At 55.7% G+C, this 20,632-nt stretch carries 14 protein-coding genes; 8 read left to right on the plus strand and 6 right to left on the minus strand.

Features of this window, described 5'->3' with window-relative positions:
- The first annotated feature begins 99 nt into the window (after positions 1-99).
- From FF011L_RS03020 to FF011L_RS03045, 6 genes are all read left to right on the plus strand, one after another.
- On the plus strand, positions 100-1,659 hold the full coding sequence (locus FF011L_RS03020; protein ID WP_145350090.1) for a DUF2029 domain-containing protein: 1,560 nt from the start codon (positions 100-102) through the stop codon (positions 1,657-1,659).
- 51 nt (positions 1,660-1,710) lie between these two features.
- Positions 1,711-3,573, plus strand: coding sequence for a MutS family DNA mismatch repair protein (locus tag FF011L_RS03025; RefSeq protein ID WP_145350091.1), 1,863 nt, complete (start codon positions 1,711-1,713; stop codon positions 3,571-3,573).
- Positions 3,574-3,639: 66 nt separating this feature from the next.
- Complete coding sequence (locus FF011L_RS03030; protein ID WP_218932983.1) at positions 3,640-4,983, plus strand: outer membrane protein assembly factor BamB family protein; 1,344 nt, start codon at positions 3,640-3,642, stop codon at positions 4,981-4,983.
- Between the two features lie 204 nt (positions 4,984-5,187).
- A complete protein-coding gene (locus FF011L_RS03035) occupies positions 5,188-6,567 on the plus strand; it encodes a BaiN/RdsA family NAD(P)/FAD-dependent oxidoreductase (protein ID WP_246109693.1) in 1,380 nt (459 codons plus the stop codon).
- Positions 6,567-8,399 carry an adenylate/guanylate cyclase domain-containing protein gene (locus FF011L_RS03040; protein ID WP_246109694.1) on the plus strand — a complete coding sequence of 611 codons (1,833 nt, stop codon included), beginning with the start codon at positions 6,567-6,569 and terminating at the stop codon, positions 8,397-8,399. The genes FF011L_RS03035 and FF011L_RS03040 overlap by 1 nt, the downstream gene beginning before the upstream one ends.
- Positions 8,400-8,404: 5 nt before the next feature.
- A complete protein-coding gene (locus FF011L_RS03045; protein ID WP_145350093.1) occupies positions 8,405-9,397 on the plus strand; it encodes an NAD-dependent epimerase/dehydratase family protein in 993 nt (330 codons plus the stop codon).
- Between the two features lie 32 nt (positions 9,398-9,429).
- Here FF011L_RS03045 and FF011L_RS03050 read toward each other — a convergent pair whose 3' ends face one another.
- Both FF011L_RS03050 and FF011L_RS03055 read right to left on the minus strand, forming a co-directional pair.
- The gene (locus FF011L_RS03050; protein ID WP_145350094.1) at positions 9,430-9,846 is read right to left on the minus strand and encodes a DUF2752 domain-containing protein; all 417 of its coding nucleotides are present in this window, start codon (positions 9,844-9,846) and stop codon (positions 9,430-9,432) included.
- 23 nt (positions 9,847-9,869) lie between these two features.
- Complete coding sequence (locus tag FF011L_RS03055; RefSeq protein ID WP_145350095.1) at positions 9,870-11,756, minus strand: tetratricopeptide repeat protein; 1,887 nt, start codon at positions 11,754-11,756, stop codon at positions 9,870-9,872.
- Between the two features lie 352 nt (positions 11,757-12,108).
- Here FF011L_RS03055 and FF011L_RS03060 point away from each other — a divergent pair, with 352 nt between their 5' ends.
- Both FF011L_RS03060 and FF011L_RS03065 read left to right on the plus strand, forming a co-directional pair.
- On the plus strand, positions 12,109-13,794 hold the full coding sequence (locus tag FF011L_RS03060; protein ID WP_218932984.1) for a DUF885 domain-containing protein: 1,686 nt from the start codon (positions 12,109-12,111) through the stop codon (positions 13,792-13,794).
- 144 nt (positions 13,795-13,938) lie between these two features.
- Positions 13,939-14,679 (plus strand): carboxylesterase family protein, encoded by a 741-nt coding sequence (locus FF011L_RS03065; protein ID WP_145354894.1) that lies wholly within the window; start codon positions 13,939-13,941, stop codon positions 14,677-14,679.
- Positions 14,680-14,810: 131 nt separating this feature from the next.
- On the opposite strand, the gene FF011L_RS03070 is transcribed toward FF011L_RS03065, so the two are convergent.
- From FF011L_RS03070 to rlmN, 4 genes are all read right to left on the minus strand, one after another.
- The gene (locus FF011L_RS03070; RefSeq protein ID WP_145350097.1) at positions 14,811-16,961 is read right to left on the minus strand and encodes a glucuronyl esterase domain-containing protein; all 2,151 of its coding nucleotides are present in this window, start codon (positions 16,959-16,961) and stop codon (positions 14,811-14,813) included.
- Positions 16,962-17,053: 92 nt separating this feature from the next.
- The gene (gene ispG, locus FF011L_RS03075; protein WP_145350098.1) at positions 17,054-18,187 is read right to left on the minus strand and encodes a (E)-4-hydroxy-3-methylbut-2-enyl-diphosphate synthase; all 1,134 of its coding nucleotides are present in this window, start codon (positions 18,185-18,187) and stop codon (positions 17,054-17,056) included.
- A 90-nt stretch (positions 18,188-18,277) separates the two neighbouring features.
- Positions 18,278-19,402 carry a hypothetical protein gene (locus FF011L_RS03080; protein WP_145350099.1) on the minus strand — a complete coding sequence of 375 codons (1,125 nt, stop codon included), beginning with the start codon at positions 19,400-19,402 and terminating at the stop codon, positions 18,278-18,280.
- Positions 19,403-19,465: 63 nt separating this feature from the next.
- Positions 19,466-20,566 (minus strand): 23S rRNA (adenine(2503)-C(2))-methyltransferase RlmN, encoded by a 1,101-nt coding sequence (rlmN, locus tag FF011L_RS03085; protein ID WP_145350100.1) that lies wholly within the window; start codon positions 20,564-20,566, stop codon positions 19,466-19,468.
- Between the last annotated feature and the right edge of the window lie 66 nt (positions 20,567-20,632).

Here is a 20,632-nt window from a genome sequence, read left to right on the forward strand (position 1 = left end):
GCGCCGCTTCCCTTGAGTGCCCGGGCGGTTTATCCTAGCCGATTGGGCCTGTCAAGTTTTTTGTACGGTATTTTGTGTCGCGGCCCACCGGGACTGGCGATGAGCGAATTCCTTCTGCACTACAAACGGCCGGACCCAGCCACATGGGTCTACCTCTCGTCATTTCTGACGATTGGGCTGTTTTTCGTTTTCCATCGCTTCTGGAGCATCCGTAATCTCGACATCTTGTTGCTGATCATGTTGGCACCAGGGTTGTTGATGGTTTATGGCGGACGCCGAGACGCCTTCCATGCCAGTGAACTGGTCGCCGCTGTGGAAGGATTGGAAGCCGGGCGTGAAGAGGCGGCGATGCTGCCGCCGGGGGAAACCCCGTTGAGGGAAGTGGATGATTTGGTCATCGCTTCCGAGTCCCAGGAGATGTCGGTTGAGCTGCCAGGGACCGAATCGCCAATGGTCGCCCCTCGCGGGACGATGCTTGAAAACGCAGAACGCGTGAGAGCCTTAAGCGATCAATTGGAATTGTTCGGTGAGCATGAAGCAGGAAACCGGCTGCAGCTGCGCGGATTTATTTGGCTGCTGGGAATCGAGATGCTGATCCTGCTGCGGTTGCTGCTTGATTCTGCAATGGTCCGGCGCCCTCTGCTGGCCCCTAATCTGACGACCGGCGGGTTGTTTTTTATCGGTGGATCGCTGCTGGTGTTTTTGATGGCCAACGTGGTCACAAGTACTGCTAGGCAGCAGCGGGAATTAGGCCCAGAGATGAGTCCCGCTGGTTATCCGCTGATCCAGGCGCTGCCAGCGCTTCCAATCCGAGCGGACGCTTATGAACGTTTGGACGCGCCGATCACTTCTGAGTTACTGGCGTCCAGCGAACCGCCCTCGATCTCTTCATCCGTGTTGGCTCGGGTGCTGGTGATCTTGGCCCATATTGCGGTTTTGGTAGGGATTGTGTTGATCGGCTATCGCCACTTCGGAAACCTACGTGCTGGAGCGGGGTGTGCGCTTTTGTATTTGCTGTTGCCTTATACCGCTCAGATGACCGGGAGGGTGGACCATGTCCTGCCGGCGGCAATGTTGGTTTGGGCGGTCTTGTTCTATCGGCGACCGCTTGTTGCTGGGATCTTTCTGGGGCTGGCTGCTGGCTTGGTTTATTACCCGCTGTTTCTCTTGCCGTTGTGGATCGGTTTCTATTGGCAACGTGGACGAAAGCGGTTCATTGGGGGCGTGGCGATAACGATCGGTTCGCTGATGTTATGTCTGACGCTGGGCGGATGGTCGGACCTTGGTGACCGAGTTCAACAGATGTTTGGGTTGTGGTTACCACGTAGTGAAAATCTGCTGGGCGTTTGGGGGCTGGGGTGGTTCCCGATCTGGCGACTACCGGTTCTGGTTGCGTTCTTGTTGCTGTCCGGTTTTTATGCCGTTTGGCCGGCTCAGAAGAATCTGGGGACGCTGATTAGTTGCTCGGCAGCGTTGATGGTGGCGTCCCAGTTTTGGCATGGTTATGGAGGAGGGATGTATATCGCTTGGTTCCTTCCCTTGTTGTTGCTGACAATCTTCCGTCCCAATTTGGAAGATCGAGTCGCCCTGAAAGTAATCGGTGGAGCAAGCGTTTCTAGCAATCGTCGAATATCAGACTCACAGATCGAGGCCGCGTAGGTGGACAACAAGGAAGTTTCTGCATCAGCTATTTCTGGCTGTCAGGCAGCCATGCAACGTTATGAAGACCGCTTGCAGGTCCTGCAGGAGTCGCGTGAAGCCTGTAAGCAGGTCGATCGCCGTTGGCATATCGCTCGTTTGTTGGCTTTCTTTTCGGCGCTGGGGTGCCTGTTTTTCGGGTATGTCAGCGAAGGCTTGGCCCCTTTGGTTTGGATCGGTTGGGGATCGGTGATCGCCTTCTTGGTCATCATCACCCTTCATCAACGGGTGCGTGATGAATTAGAAGAGATTCGTCGAGCTCGTTCGATTGTTCGGCGTTTGCTGTCGCGTTTGCAGCGTCGCTGGGATCGACTGCCTCTTTGGGAACCGAGCGAATCGTGGATGGAATCCCATGGCGTTTCGGCCGATGTCGCCGACGATTTGGACCTGTTCGGTCGAGGATCTCTGTTTCAATTGGCTTCGGTTGCATCGACGGGGCCGGGATTGCGCACCCTGGCGAAGTGGCTGGGCGGTCCGGCTGAAGGAGATTCTGCCGATGCACGCGCCGATGCTATCGAGGTTCTCGCGCCGCTGCGTGAGGAACGCCAGACTTTTTACCTGCTTGCCAAACGAGCCGCCGATGGAACGGCAGAGCCGGATCGATTTGTCGAATGGGCGGGGGGGGAAACCTTCCTTGATAGTCGACGCTGGATGCTCACCTGGGCTCGGCTTTCACCATTGGTCTTTGTTGGCGTGTTTATCGTCGCCGTTGCGATGGGAAGCTTGCCGGTGCTGCTGATTGGATGGGGAGCCGTTGTCGGTATCAACGTCCTTTTGACAGTGCTGCAGTTGGGACCCGTTCAAGATATTTTTTCGGTCGCTTTAAGTGGTCGCGGGGACGTCGAAGGTTATTCGCAGTTGTTTGCCACCGCGGAACATTTGCCCGATTCACCGGAAAGTCTTGCTGCGATTCGCAAAACATTGGTTAGCGATCCAGACCGCAGTGCGGTTGCCGGAATGCGTCAGTTGCAGACGGCCGCATCGATGGCTTCCCTGCGGCATTCGGGGATCCTTTTTATTGCCTACGTGATCCTGCAAGCGGTCGCGCTGTGGGATGTGCATGTTCTGGCAGTGCTCGAAAAATGGCAGGCCAAGCATGGGCCGCAAGTGACAGATTGGTTCTCGGCTCTGGGGTCGATGGAAGCTTTCATGTCGCTGGCAGCACTCCGCGATGAGTATCCTGATTGGGGGCGAGCGACTTGGCTGGATGCGTCGCAGGCGGGGACGGTCGAAGCCGAACAACTTGGCCATCCTCTGTTGACCGATCAGGCGAGGGTTTCTAACGACGTTTCGATCGGTCCACCTGGAACGGTTCTGTTGGTCACGGGATCGAATATGTCGGGCAAAAGCACAATGCTCCGCTCGGTCGGGTTGAACGTGATGCTTGCCTCGGCAGGAGCTCCGGTTTGTGCAAAAAAATTCCAGCTTCCGTCGCTTGAACTATCGACCAGCATTCGGGTTCGAGACAGCGTCCGCGAAGGTGTGTCGTTTTATATGGCGGAACTGAAGCGGTTGCGGGCGGTGGTTGAACATGCCCGGCGGTTGCAGTCGATGCCCGAACGCAGGGTGCTGTATCTGTTGGATGAAATCCTTCAAGGGACCAATAATCGAGAGCGGCAGATTGCCGTTGCTCGGGTTTTAGGGCACTTGATCGATACCGGTGCGATCGGAGCGATCAGCACGCACGACCTTGATTTGGCCGATGATCCACTTCTCCAGAGTGTGGCAGAACCGGTTCATTTTCGCGAAACGATCGAACAGGATGCAGAAGGACGCGATACGATGACGTTCGACTACGTCATGCACCGCGGAGTCACTCCGACCACCAACGCTTTGCGTTTGTTGGAAATGGTCGGGCTGGGCGAGAAGAAATAGCCGACCGGAAAATGCCGGATTCTTAGCGACTGGTGAGCGAACATCATGATTTTTCATCGAATAGGCGTGTCTCTAAGACGTTTTCTAACTTCTCCGCTCGCCAGCCTGTCGGCAGGTTTGCTGTTCTGGATTGGGGCCTGCGGGCTGACCGCCCAGGCGGATGACTGGCCGCAGTGGATGGGGACGCATCGCGATAATGTTTGGCGAGAAAACAACATCGTTGAATCGTTTCCCGACGATGGACCGTCGGTCGTTTGGCGAATCCCCGTTGCAGGCGGGTATGCAGGCCCAGCGGTCGCGAATGGTCGGGTCTATGTGACGGACTACGTTACCGCGGAAGATGTGCAGACCGATAACTTCAATCGTGAAACCTATTCAGGCACCGAAAGAGTACTCTGCCTGGATGAACGCGACGGGCGATTGATTTGGAAGCATGAATACCCGGTGACGTACGGTATTTCGTATCCCGCCGGTCCACGCTGCACGCCAACGGTCGATGGCAACAACGTCTACACGTTGGGTGCGGAGGGAGATCTGTATTGTTTCGATGCGGCGACCGGAGAGGTTCTTTGGAATCGATCTTTGCCAACGGATTACGATGCAAAAACTCCGCTATGGGGATACGCGGCACATCCGCTGATCGATGGCCCAAGATTGATCACGTTGGCCGGAGGGAAAGGCAGTCATGTGGTGGCACTGGACAAGCAGACCGGCAAAGAAATCTGGCGACACGGAACGACTCGCGAACCGGGGTATTCCCCGCCAACGATTATTCAGGCAGGTGGAAAACGGCAGTTAATTTTGTTGCATCCCGAGGCGATGGAATCGGTCGTTCCCGAATCGGGGCAACCTTATTGGTCGGTTCCCTACACGGCGGATAACGGATCGATCATTATGTCTCCGGTACAGTCGGGGGATCTGTTGTATGGCGGTGGATTCAGCCGCCGTAACTTGCTGGTCCGGTTATCCAAGGATGGACTGGCTGCTGAAACGGTTTGGCAGGACGAACGTAATAAAGGATTGTCGCCGGTGAATGTACAGCCCTTCGCCGAGGATGGCATTTTGTACGGAGCCGATCAGGATGGCACGTTCTACGGGGTGCAAATCGAAACCGGTGAGCGATTATGGAAGTCGACCGCCCCCTTGGATGGTAAACGTCCGCTAAGGACCGGCACGGCAATCATGGTGCGCAATCAAGGACGAGTTTGGATGTTCAATGAGCGGGGAGAATTGGTCATCGCGAAAATGACTCCCGCGGGCTATGAAGAAATCGATCGCGCGAAAGTGATCGAACCAAGCAATACCGCCGCGGGGCGATCCGTGGTTTGGACCGCGCCGGCTTGGGCAAACCAAAGCGTTTTCATTCGCAATGACAAAGAGTGCATCCGGGTGGATTTGAGCGCCGACTAAATGCGGATGTCGGATGGTTGGAAAACGTGGCGAGCATTGGTCGTTTGTGAAGCCCATCAAGCGATGGCATCGGCGGCCGCCCAGCGGATTCAATCGAGACCGCGCTTCTGAAAAAAGTGAATTCTGCAGACGGCGTTCGTCCTTCCGCGTTGCTTGAATTTCGTAACTGAATGGTGGACCGATTCTCGTTTTAAGAAAGCCAACGTGGTAATTGCTCGCAGTGAATTCGATGTCGTAGTGATCGGCGCCGGTGCGGCCGGAATGATCGCCGCAGCGCGCGCCGCGGAAGCGATGCGTTCATCGCTGGCATCTTCTTCTTCCGGCGATGCTTCGGTGCTGTTACTGGAGAAAAATCGCAAAGCGGGTGCCAAAATCTTGATGTCGGGTGGGACCCGCTGCAATTTGACCCATGACTGTGGAAACGCAGGAATCATGGAAGCCTTTGGGAAATCGGGACGGTTTTTGCGGCAGGCCCTCGATCAATTATCACCTCAGGCAACGGTCAAAATGTTTCATGACCTGGGGGTCGCCACCAAAATCGAATCGACCGGTAAGGTCTTTCCCAAGAATGATCGCGCGGTGGAAGTCCGCGATGCGTTGCTCCGCGACGTACACGCTCAAGGCGTGCAGGTTCGGTTGGGGGCGGGCGTCCAAGGCCTCCAGCGTCAAGAAGGCTGCTGGGAAGTGCAAACGGATTCGGGAACCGTGTCTGCAAACAAAGTCATCGTAACGGCTGGTGGTCGCAGTTGGCCAGGCTGTGGGACGACTGGTGATGCTTACGAGTGGTTGTCGCAATTGGGGCATTCGATTGAACAGACTCGGCCCGCTTTGGTTCCGCTGACCGGTGGGGCCGATTGGTCCCGCGAGTTGAGCGGGCTAACATTGCCTGAAATCGGTTTGGAAGTCTGGGCGAGTGCGAAACCGCATTCATCGACCGGTAATGGCGGCCGACGTAGCGGGAAAAGGAAAAAGCCCTTGATTCGACGTGAAGGAGGATTCTTGTTCACGCATCGCGGTTTTTCGGGACCGGCTGTTATGGATGTGAGCCGTTATTTGACGACACCCGATGGGGTAACCGATGACCGACTGGTCATCGATTTGTTACCAGCGATGTCGACCGCTGCGGTCGAAGACTGGATCGCGGATATCAAACGCAAAGGGGGCGGTCAGACGCTTGCCAATGCATTGACCAAGCTCCTCCCCAGTCGGTTGGCTAGTGCGATTGCTCAGCTGGCCATTCAGGGAACCGATGTTCCGCGAGCGGGTGCGGCGGATCAGGTTTTCCCGCTTGCCGAATTGAAACGAGAAGTTTGGTTAAGGCTATCAGGGTTCTTGAAGCAGCACGAATTGCCGGTCCACGGTTCACGAGGATTCGAAAAAGCGGAAGTGACAGCCGGCGGGGTGCGGTTGTCCGAAGTCGATCCGCGGAGCATGCAAAGCCGTCTGGTGGATGGTTTATATATTGCTGGAGAAGTGCTTGATCTAGATGGATGGATTGGCGGGTATAACTTTCAGTCCGCGTTTAGTACTGGGGCTATGGCAGGTTTAGCGGCTGCGGAGTCGATTCGGAATGGAGAACATTGATGTTGGAATTGATCGCTCAAGGACCTCGCAGCAGTGATCGCTGGAGGCGTGGATTTCCCACCCCAAAAGACGGGAGCGGGTTGCCTGCAGCGGTAACCTTGGGACGTGTTGAAGGGACATGGAAAACCGATTGGGACGATCGTATTTCGCGTCAGCATGCGGTTCTTGCGGTGCAAGCGGATGGCATGGTCAATGTTCAGAAGTTGCCGACCGCCCAGAATCCCATCTTTTTTCGCGGTCAAGAACAGGATCGGTTTGCACTCTCTGCGGGCGAGCATTTTGTCATTGGGCGAACCACGTTCACGCTTGCTCGTCGCACGGCGGCCCGACCAGCGGCCGGACCGCTGGAAGTCACCGAGCATGCTTTTGATCGAGAAGCCCTTCGTCGTCAACGATTTCGGGACGCGCCTAAACGAATCGATATGCTCAGTCGCTTGCCCGATCTAATTTCGGGCAGCAATTCCGATTCGGAATTGTTTGTGCGCGTGGTGGGGATGATGCTGCAAGCGACTCCGGGCGCCACCATGGTAGCAATCGTCTGCGTGGATGAAGATCTTGAGGGCGAATCGGACCAGGCCGACGTTCAGGTTCTTCATTACGATAGCCGATCAACGGTTGATCAGGCTCCAAATCCTAGTGCTCGCTTAGCCCGCTCCGCCGTCCAACGCGGTGAGAGTATTCTTCATCTGTGGGGCGGAGCCGGTCGGAGGGAAGGTCAGGCGGGCGCTTACACCGCTAGTGAGGATGTCGACTGGGCGTACTGTGTGCCGATTCTGGCAGAATCGTGCCGGGGTTGGGCGTTGTATGTAACCGGGCAGTTGGACGTGACCGGAGGGACATTCCTCGAGCAGTCTTTGATGGCGGCCCCTTTAGACCTGCAAGATGATGTGAAATTCACCGAATTGGTCGCTACCACGATGGGGAACCTTCGTCAGGTCCGCTCGCTGCAACGTCGGCAGGCGGGGTTGCGACGATTTTTTGCTCCTGTCGTGATGGAGGCACTGGCAACACGGGATGCCGACCAGGTGCTGGAGCCGCGGGAAGCCGATGTTTCCGTTCTGTTTTGTGACCTGCGGGGATTTTCGCGTCGAAGCGAGGAAGCTTCGGACCATCTACTGGATTTATTGAATCGAGTGAGCGAAGCGTTGGGCGTGATGACGCGTCACATTTTGGATCGTGATGGGGTTGTCGGCGATTTCCATGGGGATGCGGCGATGGGGTTTTGGGGCTGGCCGCTTGATCAGGTCGATGCACCGGGGCGAGCCTGTCGTGCGGCGATCGCGATTTCGGAAGAATTCCTTGCGGCCGCTACCGGTGCAAATCGCCCGATGAGTGGTTTTCGGTGTGGTATTGGAATCGCCACCGGGCGAGCCGTGGCGGGACGTATCGGAACCATCGACCAAGTGAAAGTAACAGCGTTTGGTCCTGTCGTGAATCTGGCCAGTCGTCTGGAAGGGATGACCCGACCGTTAGCGGCAGAAATCCTGATCGATGAAGCGACGGCCGACTTCGTACGCAATTCGGTTCCGTCTAGTTTGGCGCGGGTCCGCAGGCTGGTGCGTGTCCGTCCGGCAGGATTTAGTGGAGCGATTGACGTCTGCCAATTGTTGCCCCCCGAAGGTCCGCAGTCGCCACTTGCAAACCGAGATCTATTGCAATATGAATCCGCTCTTGATGCACTCATTTTGGGACGTTGGGACGAGGCTTTTGCGGCTTTGCATGAAGTGCCGGCTGAGGATCGAGCCAAGGATTTTTTGACCGCGACGATCGCACGCCACGGGCGAGTCGCCCCCACCGGTTGGGACGGCGTGATCGATCTGCCAAAAGGATAATCAGGATGAAAGTATTGGTAACAGGATGCGGGGGGTTTTTGGGCTCCAATATTGTCCAGCAACTGCTTCGCCGCGGCGATCAGGTCAAAGGGCTTGGGCGAAGTGACTACCCCGAATTACAACGCGCTGGAGTCGATCTGGTGCAGGGCGATGTGCGCAACGCCGCGATCGTTCAACAGGCTTGCCAGGGGGTCGATGCGGTCATCCATACCGCTGCAAAAGCCGGGATTTGGGGGCCGTGGAAAACCTATCACGAAATCAACACGGTCGGAACCGAAAACGTGATTGCGGGCTGCCGGAAAGCCGGGGTTAAAGTGTTGGTGTATACCAGCAGCCCAAGCGTAACGTTTGACGGCGAAGATCAAACAGACGTCGATGAATCGGTTCCCTACCCCCAGCATTGGTTGTGCGCTTATCCACAGACCAAAGCATTGGGTGAGCAGGCCGTTTTGGCGGCTCATCAGCCTGGTGATCTGCACACCGCGGCTCTTCGTCCCCATTTGATTTGGGGTTTAGGGGATCCGCATCTGTTCCCGCGGTTGGTGGCACGCGCCAAAAGCGGGCGTTTGCGGATCGTTGGAGATGGCAACAATATGATCGATACGGTGCATGTGACCAACGCTGCGGCCGCTCATTTAAATGCACTGGATCAATTGACGCAGTGGGATGATCCCGACGCGGGAGGCAAGGCGTTTTTTATCACTCAAGGAAAACCGGTCAATTGTTGGGAGTGGATCGCTAAGGTTTTAGAGGTTCATGGCGTGACGCCGCCGACAAAGCGGATCGGTTTCGAATCCGCTTGGAAAGCGGGCGCCGCTTTTGAGAAATTCTACAAATTGTTTCGGATAAAGTCCGAGCCGCCGATGACGCGATTTGTCGCCGCACAGTTGGCGAAGGATCACAGTTTTGATATCTCGGCAGCTCGTAAATTGCTCCGTTATCAGCCGACCGTTAGCGACGAAGAAGGGCTGTTGGAAATCGCAAAAAGTTTGGCTTAGATCGGTTGCAAATGGGGTCCTTTCAGCGGGCATCAAAGGAAGTAGTGGTAGATTCCTTTGCTGGCCCACCAAACGATGCTGGTCACGGTTAGCCCACCAAAGACGAACAGTTCAGGAATGATTGTGCTGGTTGGTGGTCTTCCGATCTGAATCCGAATGCCTTGATAGATTCGGAGCGGAATCAGCAGCAGTAGGAATGCGAAGGCCAGGGTTCCGGCGGGATGCATTGTCAACGCTTCCTGCCAGCGACCGTGTGCGGCCAGGATGAAACTGCGGGTCAAGCCACAGCCCGGGCAATCGATTCCGAAATTGCGTTGCATGCCACAGGTTTCCGGAAGAGCCGTCTGCAGCCAAGGGAGACGAACAATCGCTGGCGGTTCGTATTGCAGGAGGGCTGCGGCTAGGACGATCATCGTCAATCCGACCAGCCATGCAATGACGGTGCTCATTGCGATTGGATTCGCCGCTCGCACTATTCTGGATTCGTTTCGTTAGCGGCTTGAGCAGCCTTAAATTCGATCAGTTGGCTGATAAGGTCGGGATCGCCCAGCCCCAGAGCGACGGCCTTGGTCTGCACAGCAATCGCTTCTTTCAGTTCACCGACCGCAAAATGACAGCGAGCCAGTGTGTCCAAGTACATCGCACGGTCCGGTTGAAGTTCTAAAGATCGGAGGCTGTATCGTAACGCTTGTCGTTTATCGCCTGCGGTGTTGGCAACCAGCCATGCATACTGGTTTAACGCCGATGCCAAGTTTTCGCTGCTGGCAGCGTCGTTGTCTCTACGATGGTTATGTTCGCGGGACGCAACAAATTGTTCGTATGTTCGAGTCATTTTTTCGAGCTCGCGATTCACTTCCTTTTGCCACTCTTCGTCCCCCTGCAAGCGAAACATGGCGATGACGATATCCGCATTCAGTTTCGACGAAAGCAGTGCTTTGCGGTATAAAGCCTGAGCTTCCTCTATCTTCTTTTCCTGGGTTGCCAGTTTTCCCTTTAGGAAATCGATCCGGCTATCTAACGCGGTTGGCCAGATTTCGACGCCTCGTAATTGCCGTTCGTATTCTTGGTCCTTCCGTAGACGTTCTTGAATGGGCAGCAGAGCATCGATCGCGGCTTTGTACTGCCCTAGTCCTTGGTGCATCCTGGACAGGTCATCCCGCGTCGTCGCCGAAACGATGATTTCGATGTTCAGTCTATCAACGATGTGTTGGTATTCACGAATCGCCCATGGGAACTGTTGACGTGCTGCCAGCCAAATCGCGATCTCACGGTGGCGAAACGCGAGGTTTTCCTTATCGTCCTGCGTCATCTTTTCAGATTCGATAGAATCCTTCAGTGGCAGAGGAGCAAGTTTCACAGCCCGTGCCGCGATGGCTTCTGCTTGGGAATCGTTTCCTCCGTTTTGATAGGCTTCCGCGGTTGCGTACAGCAACAGTGGTTCCTTCTCAAAGGGGACGGGCTTCTGTTGTTGCATCTGTTTCACGACTTCAAAGAAGCGATGGTCCAGGGCCCAGGTGACCGCATCGATCAAAGCGGTGCGGCCAGGTGGAATCAGGTCAAGCGATTGCAACGCTAAGCGGTTTGCTGTTTCGGTATTGCCAGCAAGAAGAGCCCGCTGGGCACAGGTTCGGATCAGTTCTAGAACCGCATCGTTATCGGTCTGCAGGTCACGGCGCCCGTCGGCGAGGGTTCGTTCACTTTCGATCAGCTGTTGCCATCGCTCCGCGTCATAGACGCCACGTCGCAGATCATCCGCGTAGGCTCGGAGCCATACCGACGGTGACCGTTGGTTGGCCCCTAAGATAGAGAGGATTGTGTTGGCAGCTTGGTTTCGATCGGATTCGCTGGCGTCTTCTTCCTGTTGCATCACCAACAGAGCGGCTTCGCGGCTGATCCGTTGATTGGATTCGAAACGAACAAATCGACAGAGAGCGGCCAAGCCCGCTCGATTGGGAATCTGAGCCACGCGTGTCAGCATGGTCTTCTGTTCGGCCTCGTTCTGAATGTTCCCGTAATCGGCCAGGATTTCGCGAACTTCAAGAGAATCCGAATCGGACGCCCAGCTCACTTGCAGGCTACTGACCAAGTGGCGTGCCGCGATAACGACTTCGCTGTCTTCATGGGCGCTCGCTTCGTGGAGCAGATCAAAAGCCATCAAGCCCATCCGGCGGAGCTCCGTTTCGGCTCGAGCACGTGCCGCGTAACTTTCGTCTCCCAGACGCTCGATCCATTGCCGGATTTCGTTTTGTTGGTCGGTTTCTGCCTGGACCGCCTCGGCGGAGGGCGAAAGATCTTGACCCATCCCAGGGCCGATGGCGACCAGAAGTAGGGCTACAGGCAATCCGAAACGTGATAACATCTTTTGTTTAAGCCTGGCTCACGAGCATAGAGGGTCCGAAGTGCCGCGCTATCCATCCGATTGAAAGCACCGGTCGCTTCGGGCATTCATCAGTATATCGTAAACCGGCATGTTGGCTGAAGTAAACTGACCTGTGTCGTCTGAATCCCCCTCCGTTTTCTACGTCTGGCATTCTATGTTCCCAAGAATTCGAATCTCTGACTTGTTTTACCAACTTTCGAAGCCGCGCCGGCTATCGTCTGGGCAGGCGAGTCTTCTTCTGGGGGGCCTGGTTTTGGGGGCTGCCGTCGGTTTTTTTCCAGCCGTCGGTGAAGGTGCGGAGCCAGCAAATTCCCCAAATCCCCGAAGGGATGTGGCTGCGCTGCAGGATTTGTTGGACGAAGTTTGGGACGCCGAACTGGTTGCCGATCCGTTGCTGGCGACGGATGCGGCGGATCCACGCGGTCAGGATCATCTGGCCGATGATAGCGTGGAAGCGATTTCGGAGCGTACGACGCAGCGGGCCGAATTTCTGAAACGCTTGGATGGGTTGGACGCTCAGGCCTTGCCTGGACCGCAGAAGATCGAGCTGGAGATCTTAAAACGGAGGTTGCAAGGGCAGCTGGACCAAGTCCGGTTTTCGGCCCATTTGATTCCGATTACCAACCGTGAAGGGTTCCACATTACCTTTCCCGAACTTCCTCGAATCATGCAGCCAAAATCCAAGTTGGATTTTGAAAACTATAATTCACGGCTTGCGGATTTTCGACGTTACGCGGAGCAACAGGTAGCGCTTCTGCGATTGGGGCTTGAGCGGGGCGTTACACTTCCAGCGGTCGTGCTTCGCGAGGTAGACGATCAGATTTCGCCTCATGTTGTGGACGATCCCGCAGAGTCATTGTTGTACCAGCCCTACAAAGATCCGCGACCTGCCGGAATGAGCGAAACCGAGTGGGACACGCTTGCCGCACAGGCAATCGATGCGATCGAAACGAGCGTGGTTCCAGCCTATCGCGATTTTCAAAAATTCATGCGGGAGGATTATGTGCCCGGCTGTCGAGGGTCGATTGCGGCTCGGGCACTCCCCGAAGGGCAGGCCTATTACGCCAATCGAGTTCGCTGGTTCACCACGATCGATGTCTCGGCAGACGAAGTCCATCAGATCGGGTTGCAGGAGGTCGCTAGGATCCGCGCCGAAATGGAAAGCGTTCGTGAATCGGTTTCGTTTGAAGGCGATTTGGATGCGTTCCTAACCTTTCTGCGAACCGATCCACAATTCTACGCAAAGACGCCTGGAGAGCTCCTGCGGGAGGTCGCTTACATCCTGAAAAAAGCGGACGGAAAGCTGCCCGAATTTTTCGGAAAACTGCCTCGGACTCCGTATGGGATTCGCGAAGTCCCCTCGTATGTGGCGCCGCAGACGACCAGTGCCTACTATTGGCCTTCGTCGGCAGACGGGAAGCGAGCTGGGTTTTACTACATCAATACCTACAACCTTTCCGCTCGGCCGCTGTATCAGTTGGAATCGCTTTCGATGCACGAAGCGGTTCCCGGGCATCATCTTCAACTCGCTTTGCAGACGGAGATGCAGGACCTGCATCCGATCCGCCGTTACAGTGACTTCACCGCTTTCATCGAAGGGTGGGCGCTCTACTGTGAATGGTTGGGGAAAGAGATGGGATTTTACACCGACCCTTATCAAGAATTTGGACGGCTGAGTATGGAAGCTTGGCGGGCGTGTCGATTGGTTGTCGACACGGGGATTCATCACAAAGGTTGGACCCGGAAGCAAGCGATCGATTTCATGACGGAGAATACCGCACTCAGTCGACATAACATCGTGGCGGAAGTCGACCGTTACATCGCTTGGCCAGGCCAGGCGCTGGGGTACAAAATGGGGGAATTAAAAATCCGTGAATTGAGAGCCAAAGCGGAGCAGGCACTGGGGGACGATTTTCAGATTCGTGATTTTCATGATCAAGTTCTCGCCGTTGGTTCCATCCCGCTGCCAGTTTTAGAGCAGCGAATCGATGCCTGGATCGCCGCACAAAAGCAGTAGCGACCCTCCGTTACAATGGACGCCGGCGATCTGCGTGGATGCCGCCCATTCACTTTGCCTGAGTACCCGTTTCGCGACCCCTTTGATAATAAGCTTGAAATAATCATGAGACGTACCCTGCCCTTCATTTTGTTGACTGCTGCGATGATATCGATTCCCACGGCTGCGATGGCTCAGAAAGCGAAAGAGCGTTTTGCTGCAAAGGAGTACAAAGATGCCGACGACAATCAGTTGTTGTATCGAATCCTGAAACCGCAAGATTACGATCCAAAGAAGTCTTACCCGCTGGTGATTTTTTGGCACGGTGCTGGTGAACGGGGCGATAATAATACCAGCCAGTTGGTCCATGGGATGGATGATTTTGCAACCGATGAAATGATGGCCAAGTATCCAGCGTTTGTCGTTGCGCCGCAGTGCCCTACCGGAGAACGCTGGGTAAACGTGTCGTGGGCCGCGGATTCTCACCAAATGGAAGAGAAACCCTCCGAATCGATGCGGATGAGTTTCGAATTGATCGACGCACTGCAAAAAGAGTTTTCAATCGATGCCAATCGCATTTACGCGTGTGGGCTTTCGATGGGCGGGTTTGGAACTTGGGATGCTTTGCAGCGACGGCCCAATCAATTTGCTGCGGCGATTCCCATCTGTGGAGGCGGAGATACTGCGGAAGCGGCAGAGTTGGTGAACACGCCGATCTGGGCGTTTCATGGCGGTGCCGATACGGTCGTCAAAACCCAACGGTCCCGAGATATGATCGAAGCGATCAAGGCTGCCGGAGGAAAACCGAAGTACACGGAATATCCAAACGTCGGACACAACTCCTGGGCGCAAACCTTCGCCAATCCCGAAGTCTATGATTGGTTGTTCGCACAGCATCGCGAATAAGCTGTCGCACAGCCTGCCAGCCTGTGAACAGCGTCCGTCCAGGACGGACGCTGTCTTTAAGATTTTCACTGTTCAAGTGAAAGCGATAGCGCCACCAACAAACTTTGAAGTTTGCAGGCAGGAAGCCTGCGTTACTTGATTTGTGTGATTGCGATCCCTTTGTTTTTTACTAGTGCCAACAGGGCTGGCATGTCGCCGTATTTGGCGGCGCCCGGTGTGAATTCTGGGTCCCGGTAAGATTTCAAGTTTGCAAAACGGAAGTCGTTGGCCTGTAGTTGCAACTCTTTCGCTTGTGAATCGCTGACCGCCAATGCGGCTGCGGCAATTGGTTCGGCGCCCGATGTGGCCGAGAGGATGACCTCTCCGGATCCCTGTGCGTAGGCCAATAGGGTTAGCACATCGTGGACGCGATGGACAAACAGGGATGGGTTGTACGTAAACGTATAGCCTGCATATTGCCGTGGATTGGAGACCACGCGTTGTTGCTGCGTGGGATTCCCGTCCTCGGTAAATTCGCCCTGTCCTAGCAAGTCAGCCGCTAGGATGGTGGCTCCCTGGTCAAGCCACTGTTGGGCTTGCTGGCTTGGGGCACCTTGCTCGTTCAGCAAACTTGCTTTGCCGTTGCCGTCCAGCCACAGAACGGTGGTCCCGTTTGGCTTCGATTTTGTTGAACGTAATTTGACCACAGGGATCGATTCGTCTTGGGTGGTCAATCGAACCAGCATCTTTTCAAGTTTGGCATCTTTCAGCGAAATCGTTTCGACAGCGTCCGATTCGATGGCATCCTTGTTGGGCAATTTGCGGCCGATGATGGTTTCCCAAGCTTTGCCGACCAACGCCTGGAAAGGCTCGGGGTTCTCCGCTGCATTTTTTAGTAGCGGCTGGATCTTCGCCTGGGCTTGTTCGGTAAGGAAACGGGTAACCGCTTCTTCATGTTCCGGTCCACCGGCTGGTGCCGGGTGTTCATCGGTCCAGACGAGGGCCTCTTCTTCCGTAAGCCCTGGCCAGTCTTCTTCGACGATCGGTTCAGGAAGTTTCAGCTGGAGATGTTTATTCATCCAGTGGTACATCATCGCCCGCGAGACGTAATTGAAGTTATGCGGGAAGTAGGTGAAATCGCGGCACAGCACATTGTCCTTTTTGCCATACAGTTGGTAGACCTGCTGAAGTTCTGGATAGCCATCGGTCATCATGTCGATGGTCCAGTCGTCGGCCGCTGTCATCGCTTGAGGACGCGGGGCCATCAGGGCGGCTAGTTCAACGTTGCCGGATCCGACTCGCAGCAGCGAGCAGTTTTCGCAGGTGCATCCACCTTGCATCGAAACGCTAACCATCCCATTCGGAAAGGAAACAATCGGACGTTCATCAAGGGCGCCCAGTAGAATCGTTTGGGTTCCTCCGCCACTGTTGCCGGTAACCGCTAGGCGTTTTGGATCGACTTCGGGTAGTTGTTCAAGGAAATCGAGAGAGCGGATGGCGTTCCAAGTTTGCATTCCCATGATCGATTGCAAACGGGATTCGGCTTGAACAGTGAAAAATCCCCAGCCCCCGTCTTCGCTAGTTTTTCCGCCTGCATAGCGGTCGCGAGGTTCTCCGTAGCGATGGGCCAGGTCATAGGAGAGCTGTTGGCTGTCGGCGTACCCAATCATGTCGAAGATGAAAACAACGCAACCCATACGAGCGAGTTGGGCACAGCGAGCCAATTTCGGACTGCGACCGGAATCTTCGAATCGCTCTTGTCCTAGCGTGATCTTCCTGCGGACATCTTCGACGCTGTACATGTGCATTCGCCCACCATGTCCGTGGGGGCAAAGGATTCCCGGGACCTGTCCGTTAATGGTTTCAGGACGGAAGAGGAATCCGGAGACAAAGTGTCCGGGGATGCTTTCGAAGTAAACTTTTTCGATCGAAAAACCATCGCGAGCGACCGCCCCGTGGATGACGGGATTTAATGGCGTCCGCTCTGGCATCGGCCATAGGCCGGTTGCGATTTGTACCTGTGTGCGAAGATCTTCCGCACGCGCTTCCCAGGCTTCCAGCGTTTTCGGGGGATCAAAGTGAAAATGACCGTTCAGGTCGGTCAATGGTTGACTGCGACTGTCTTTGTGGACCGCATCGCCAGAGACAACTTGTGTTTTTTGAAAAGCGGGCGTTTCCCGAGCCGATTTGGTTGCTTCCTGCGCCATCGCCAAGTGGGCGGGGGCTGTCAATGCAATTGCGGTTGGCAAGAGAAGAGCCGCTAAGGGATATCGAAGTTGCGGCGGCCAAGACAGTCGTTTCATTGTTGGTTTCCTGAAGGGGAGGAACTTAGGAGGGATTCCTATTGTATCCTTCAAAAAACCAAGCGGGGGCGTTTGGGGGATCTGGCCGATTCTCAGCGTTGGCTGATCAGTTGGTCCAGTTCCTTTTTCAGTTGGGGCAGGATTTCGTCGTACCCAAATGCACCAATCGATTCAGGCCCTCGCTTTAGATTGACGACTTTAGGGCCACACCACAGCCCGAGATCTGCGTCGTCGGTTTCGCCCGGACCGTTGACCCGGCAACCCATCACGGCGATCGTGATCGCGTATTGTTGTGCGTAGCGGGTCATCTCTTTGACGTCGGCGGCCAGTTCAACAAACGCTTCGTTTTCGACTCGGCTGCAGCTTGGACAGCTGATGATGTTCAGCTCGTTGGGATTCAGCTGCACGACGCTGCGAACGCGACCGGCGGCAATATCGTCCAGGATCCCCTGCCCTGCGGCGATTTCTTCCGGTTTGCGATTGTTGGGGACGGTCAGCGAAACGCGAACCGTATCGCCGATGCCCGTTCCAATTAACTGCTCAAAGGCAATCCTGGTTTTGATGATACCGTCGGGAGGCAGCCCTGCTTCGGTGACGCCAAGATGCAGTGGGATATCGGGGCGTGCTTCGGCAAATCGGCGGTTGACGTCAACCACTTTCGAGGGATCGCTGTCCTTCAGGGAGACGACATAGCGGTCGAATCCAAGGGAGTCGACGAAGGCACAATGTTCCAGAGCACTTTCCAGCATGGGCGTGATCGAATCGTCCGCGTCGTATTTTTCCTTTTTGGCAGGGTCGACGCTTCCGCAGTTCACTCCAATCCGAATGGCACAGTCATGGGCTTTCGCTTGGTTGATGATGAATTCAACCTTTTCCTGCCAGGGACGGTCTTTTTGGTGATGGTAAAGATGCCCAGGGTTGTAGCGAATCTTGTTGACGTGAGGTGCCACCAATTCGGCCAACCGGAAATTCTCTTGCAGGTCGACTGCGAGGTTGGCCTTCGTTAGTTTGCGAATTTCCGCCAGGGCTTCTGCATCCTTGGGGCTGTCGACCGCGATTCGTACGACGCCTGCTCCCGCTTCATACAGGGCGTTTGCCTGAGCTGCCGTCGCTGCGACGTCTTGGGTCTTGGTGGCCGTCATGCTTTGCACGGCGATCGGATGACCTGCACCGACTGCAATGGTGCCGATACGGACGGAGCGAGTCGGATTGCGTTCGATGGTCATGCGTCGTTGGGGAAAAAGTAGAGTCAATGGTTGCCGGACGGAGGATGCCACCCAGTGCAAAGCAGGTTGAAGGCTATTCTAGATGGATCGTCATTTTTTGGAAACGTGACCGCCGTTTGACTTGCGAAGTCGCTGGCTGATTCGATCAAGGACTTTGCGATCCTCTTTGGGAAGCTGGCTGTAGCTGGTTTGCTGTAAGCGATCCAGGATTTCGTCCAAGCGGTCTGCATCGACCGCTTCGAGGATCTCTTCCTCGTGCGCCGCTTGCAGTTTTCGGCGGTTCTTCCAGTCCTGCCACGATTGGCGAATGGAGACTTCTTTCGAAAGGTCGCCAAGGGTTTCCAACGGTTTCGAGCCGTTGCCGGGATCGGCAGGGCAAGCGAGAAGCGTGTGGCTGATGTTTGCTGGGAGCGGGGCACGGCGGCCGGCCCAGCAAGCGATTCCGATAAAAATCGGCCATGGCCAGCTTGCGATTGGCTGTGAAACGGCGGTGGTGTCGGCTGCCGAAGTGAATTGCCACAGCAGCATAAATAGCCCTGCCATGATCCAAAAAATCGCAAAAATCCCAAGCGTTTGCCGGACGGTTCGTGTTCGCGACCATGTGGGATGCCGCTGGACGAACAGGTCGACCACCGCGATCAATGCTTCTCGGCCGTGGCAGCCCAGCAGGGGAAGCGTCTGAGCCGTCGCATGAATTGTCAAAACCCAAATGCAGGCGATCAAAACGGCCGCTGCATTCAGATTCCCTGTCAATTCCGGTGGAAGCAAGCTAATTCCCTGCCAGCCGATTCCGTGAGGAGGCATCACGGCTAGACCGACGGCCAGACACATCGTCAGGGCGGGAATCGCAATTCCCAGCTGCAAACGGAGCAATGCAGGGGCGTTGATGACTCCCCAGCCGCCGAGTGCGTGCAACGAAACCTCTGCCGGAGTGACTCCAAAGGCTTTCGCAATCCAGACTCGCAAAGCGGCCTGGAAGCAGGCGCTGCCAACAATCGCGGCGGCGACGATCCCAGCTAAAACCGGTAGATCACCATCCCCTGGGCGGCTTCCGAACCACCAGCCGCCGACCAATACGGCCAAGCAGGTCAGCACAAGGCTCCAGCTGACGCGGACGCGGACTGCACCCCAGTGCCCAGCAGGCAGGGGACGCACCCAGTTTTCAAGACGCTTCGTGGTTGGCCGTTTGTGGGGGGGATCCGATCGGTTGGTCACGCCTGGCATCAAGCTCGACTCGCGGAGTGAAAGGAAGCGGTGGTTGCTTCCATTCTACGCAGGTTAAGCGGACTCTGTTTGCCGATTGCGGCGTAATTGTCCACATGCCGCATTGATCTCGCTTCCCTTTCTTTGTCGGAAGTGCACGTTGACCCCCGCTTTTTCCAGCGTTTCCCTGAAAATTCGAGTCTGTTTGCTTGTCGGCGTCTTGTAGGGTAACCCCGCGACCGGGTTGTAGGGGATCACGTTTAGTAAAACGGGGCGTCCTCGCATTAGGCGGGACAGTTGTTCGGCACACCGAACACTATCATTAATTCCGCCCAGCAAAACGTATTCGAACGTCAGCCGACGACCACTCGATTCGAAATAACGGTCCGCGGCATCCATCACCGGACGGACTCCGATTTTGCGGTTCACTGGGACCAGTTGAGTGCGGAGTTCATCGGTCGGGGCATGCAGGCTGACGGCCAAATTGTAGGGGACCCCCTGTTTCGCCAGTCGGTCGATGGCCGGTGGAAGGCCGACGGTGCTGATCGTGATGCGTCGCGGACTGATTCCCAGGCCGTCTTGGCTGCGAGCCCAATCGAGTGCGGGGAGGACTCGGTCGAGGTTGGCGAGCGGTTCTCCCATTCCCATCATCACGATATGGCTAAGCCGTTCGTCGTCGGGCAATCGAGCCTGCAGGCGAAGCATCTGCTCCAGTATCTCGCCGTGCGTCAGATTGCGGTCGACGCCGTCCAGCCCGCTGGCACAAAAAACACAGCCCATTGCACAGCCCACCTGGCTGCTGACGCAGATGCTGCGGCGAATTCCGTCCATCAGCAGGACGCATTCGATTTCTCCGCCATCGGCCAGCCGTACCAGTAGTTTTTCGGTTCCGTCCGGCGAGATCTCTTCTTTGGCGATACTTCCGCGAAAGATAACGAATTGGCTATCCAAAGCCGTGCGAAGAGCCGCTGGCAGGTCGGTCATGCTGTCGAAATCGGTGGCTCGTTTCTGGAAAATCCAATTCCAGATCTGGCGGCCGCGAAAGGGTTTGTGCCCCTGCTCGGAAAGCCATGCACCCAGTTGTTCACTGGTCCAATTCAGTAAATGCTCACGACCGTCCGCGGTAGAGGAAGGGCGTGAGACGTCGGATGGGTCAGCAATGGGAAGCGATGGCATCGGTTGGCAGCATAAAAGAGGAGGATGCTCTAAAATGTATCGTTTGCTGTTACCTTACGTCACCCT

Origin of the sequence: Roseimaritima multifibrata, assembly GCF_007741495.1 — a bacterium.
In the GTDB taxonomy this organism is placed as follows: Bacteria; Planctomycetota; Planctomycetia; order Pirellulales; family Pirellulaceae; genus Roseimaritima; species Roseimaritima multifibrata.

What these genes read in the sequence shown, in the direction of transcription:
- FF011L_RS03020 (WP_145350090.1), top strand. Translation starts at nt 100, where the DNA reads ATGAGCGAATTCCTTCTGCACTACAAACGGCCGGACCCAGCCACATGG.
- FF011L_RS03025 (WP_145350091.1), top strand. Translation starts at nt 1,711, where the DNA reads ATGCAACGTTATGAAGACCGCTTGCAGGTCCTGCAGGAGTCGCGTGAA.
- FF011L_RS03040 (WP_246109694.1), top strand. Translation starts at nt 6,567, where the DNA reads ATGTTGGAATTGATCGCTCAAGGACCTCGCAGCAGTGATCGCTGGAGG.
- FF011L_RS03045 (WP_145350093.1), top strand. Translation starts at nt 8,405, where the DNA reads ATGAAAGTATTGGTAACAGGATGCGGGGGGTTTTTGGGCTCCAATATT.
- FF011L_RS03050 (WP_145350094.1), bottom strand. Translation starts at nt 9,846, where the DNA reads ATGAGCACCGTCATTGCATGGCTGGTCGGATTGACGATGATCGTCCTA.
- FF011L_RS03055 (WP_145350095.1), bottom strand. Translation starts at nt 11,756, where the DNA reads ATGTTATCACGTTTCGGATTGCCTGTAGCCCTACTTCTGGTCGCCATC.
- FF011L_RS03065 (WP_145354894.1), top strand. Translation starts at nt 13,939, where the DNA reads ATGATATCGATTCCCACGGCTGCGATGGCTCAGAAAGCGAAAGAGCGT.
- FF011L_RS03070 (WP_145350097.1), bottom strand. Translation starts at nt 16,961, where the DNA reads ATGAAACGACTGTCTTGGCCGCCGCAACTTCGATATCCCTTAGCGGCT.
- ispG (WP_145350098.1), bottom strand. Translation starts at nt 18,187, where the DNA reads ATGACCATCGAACGCAATCCGACTCGCTCCGTCCGTATCGGCACCATT.
- rlmN (WP_145350100.1), bottom strand. Translation starts at nt 20,566, where the DNA reads ATGCCATCGCTTCCCATTGCTGACCCATCCGACGTCTCACGCCCTTCC.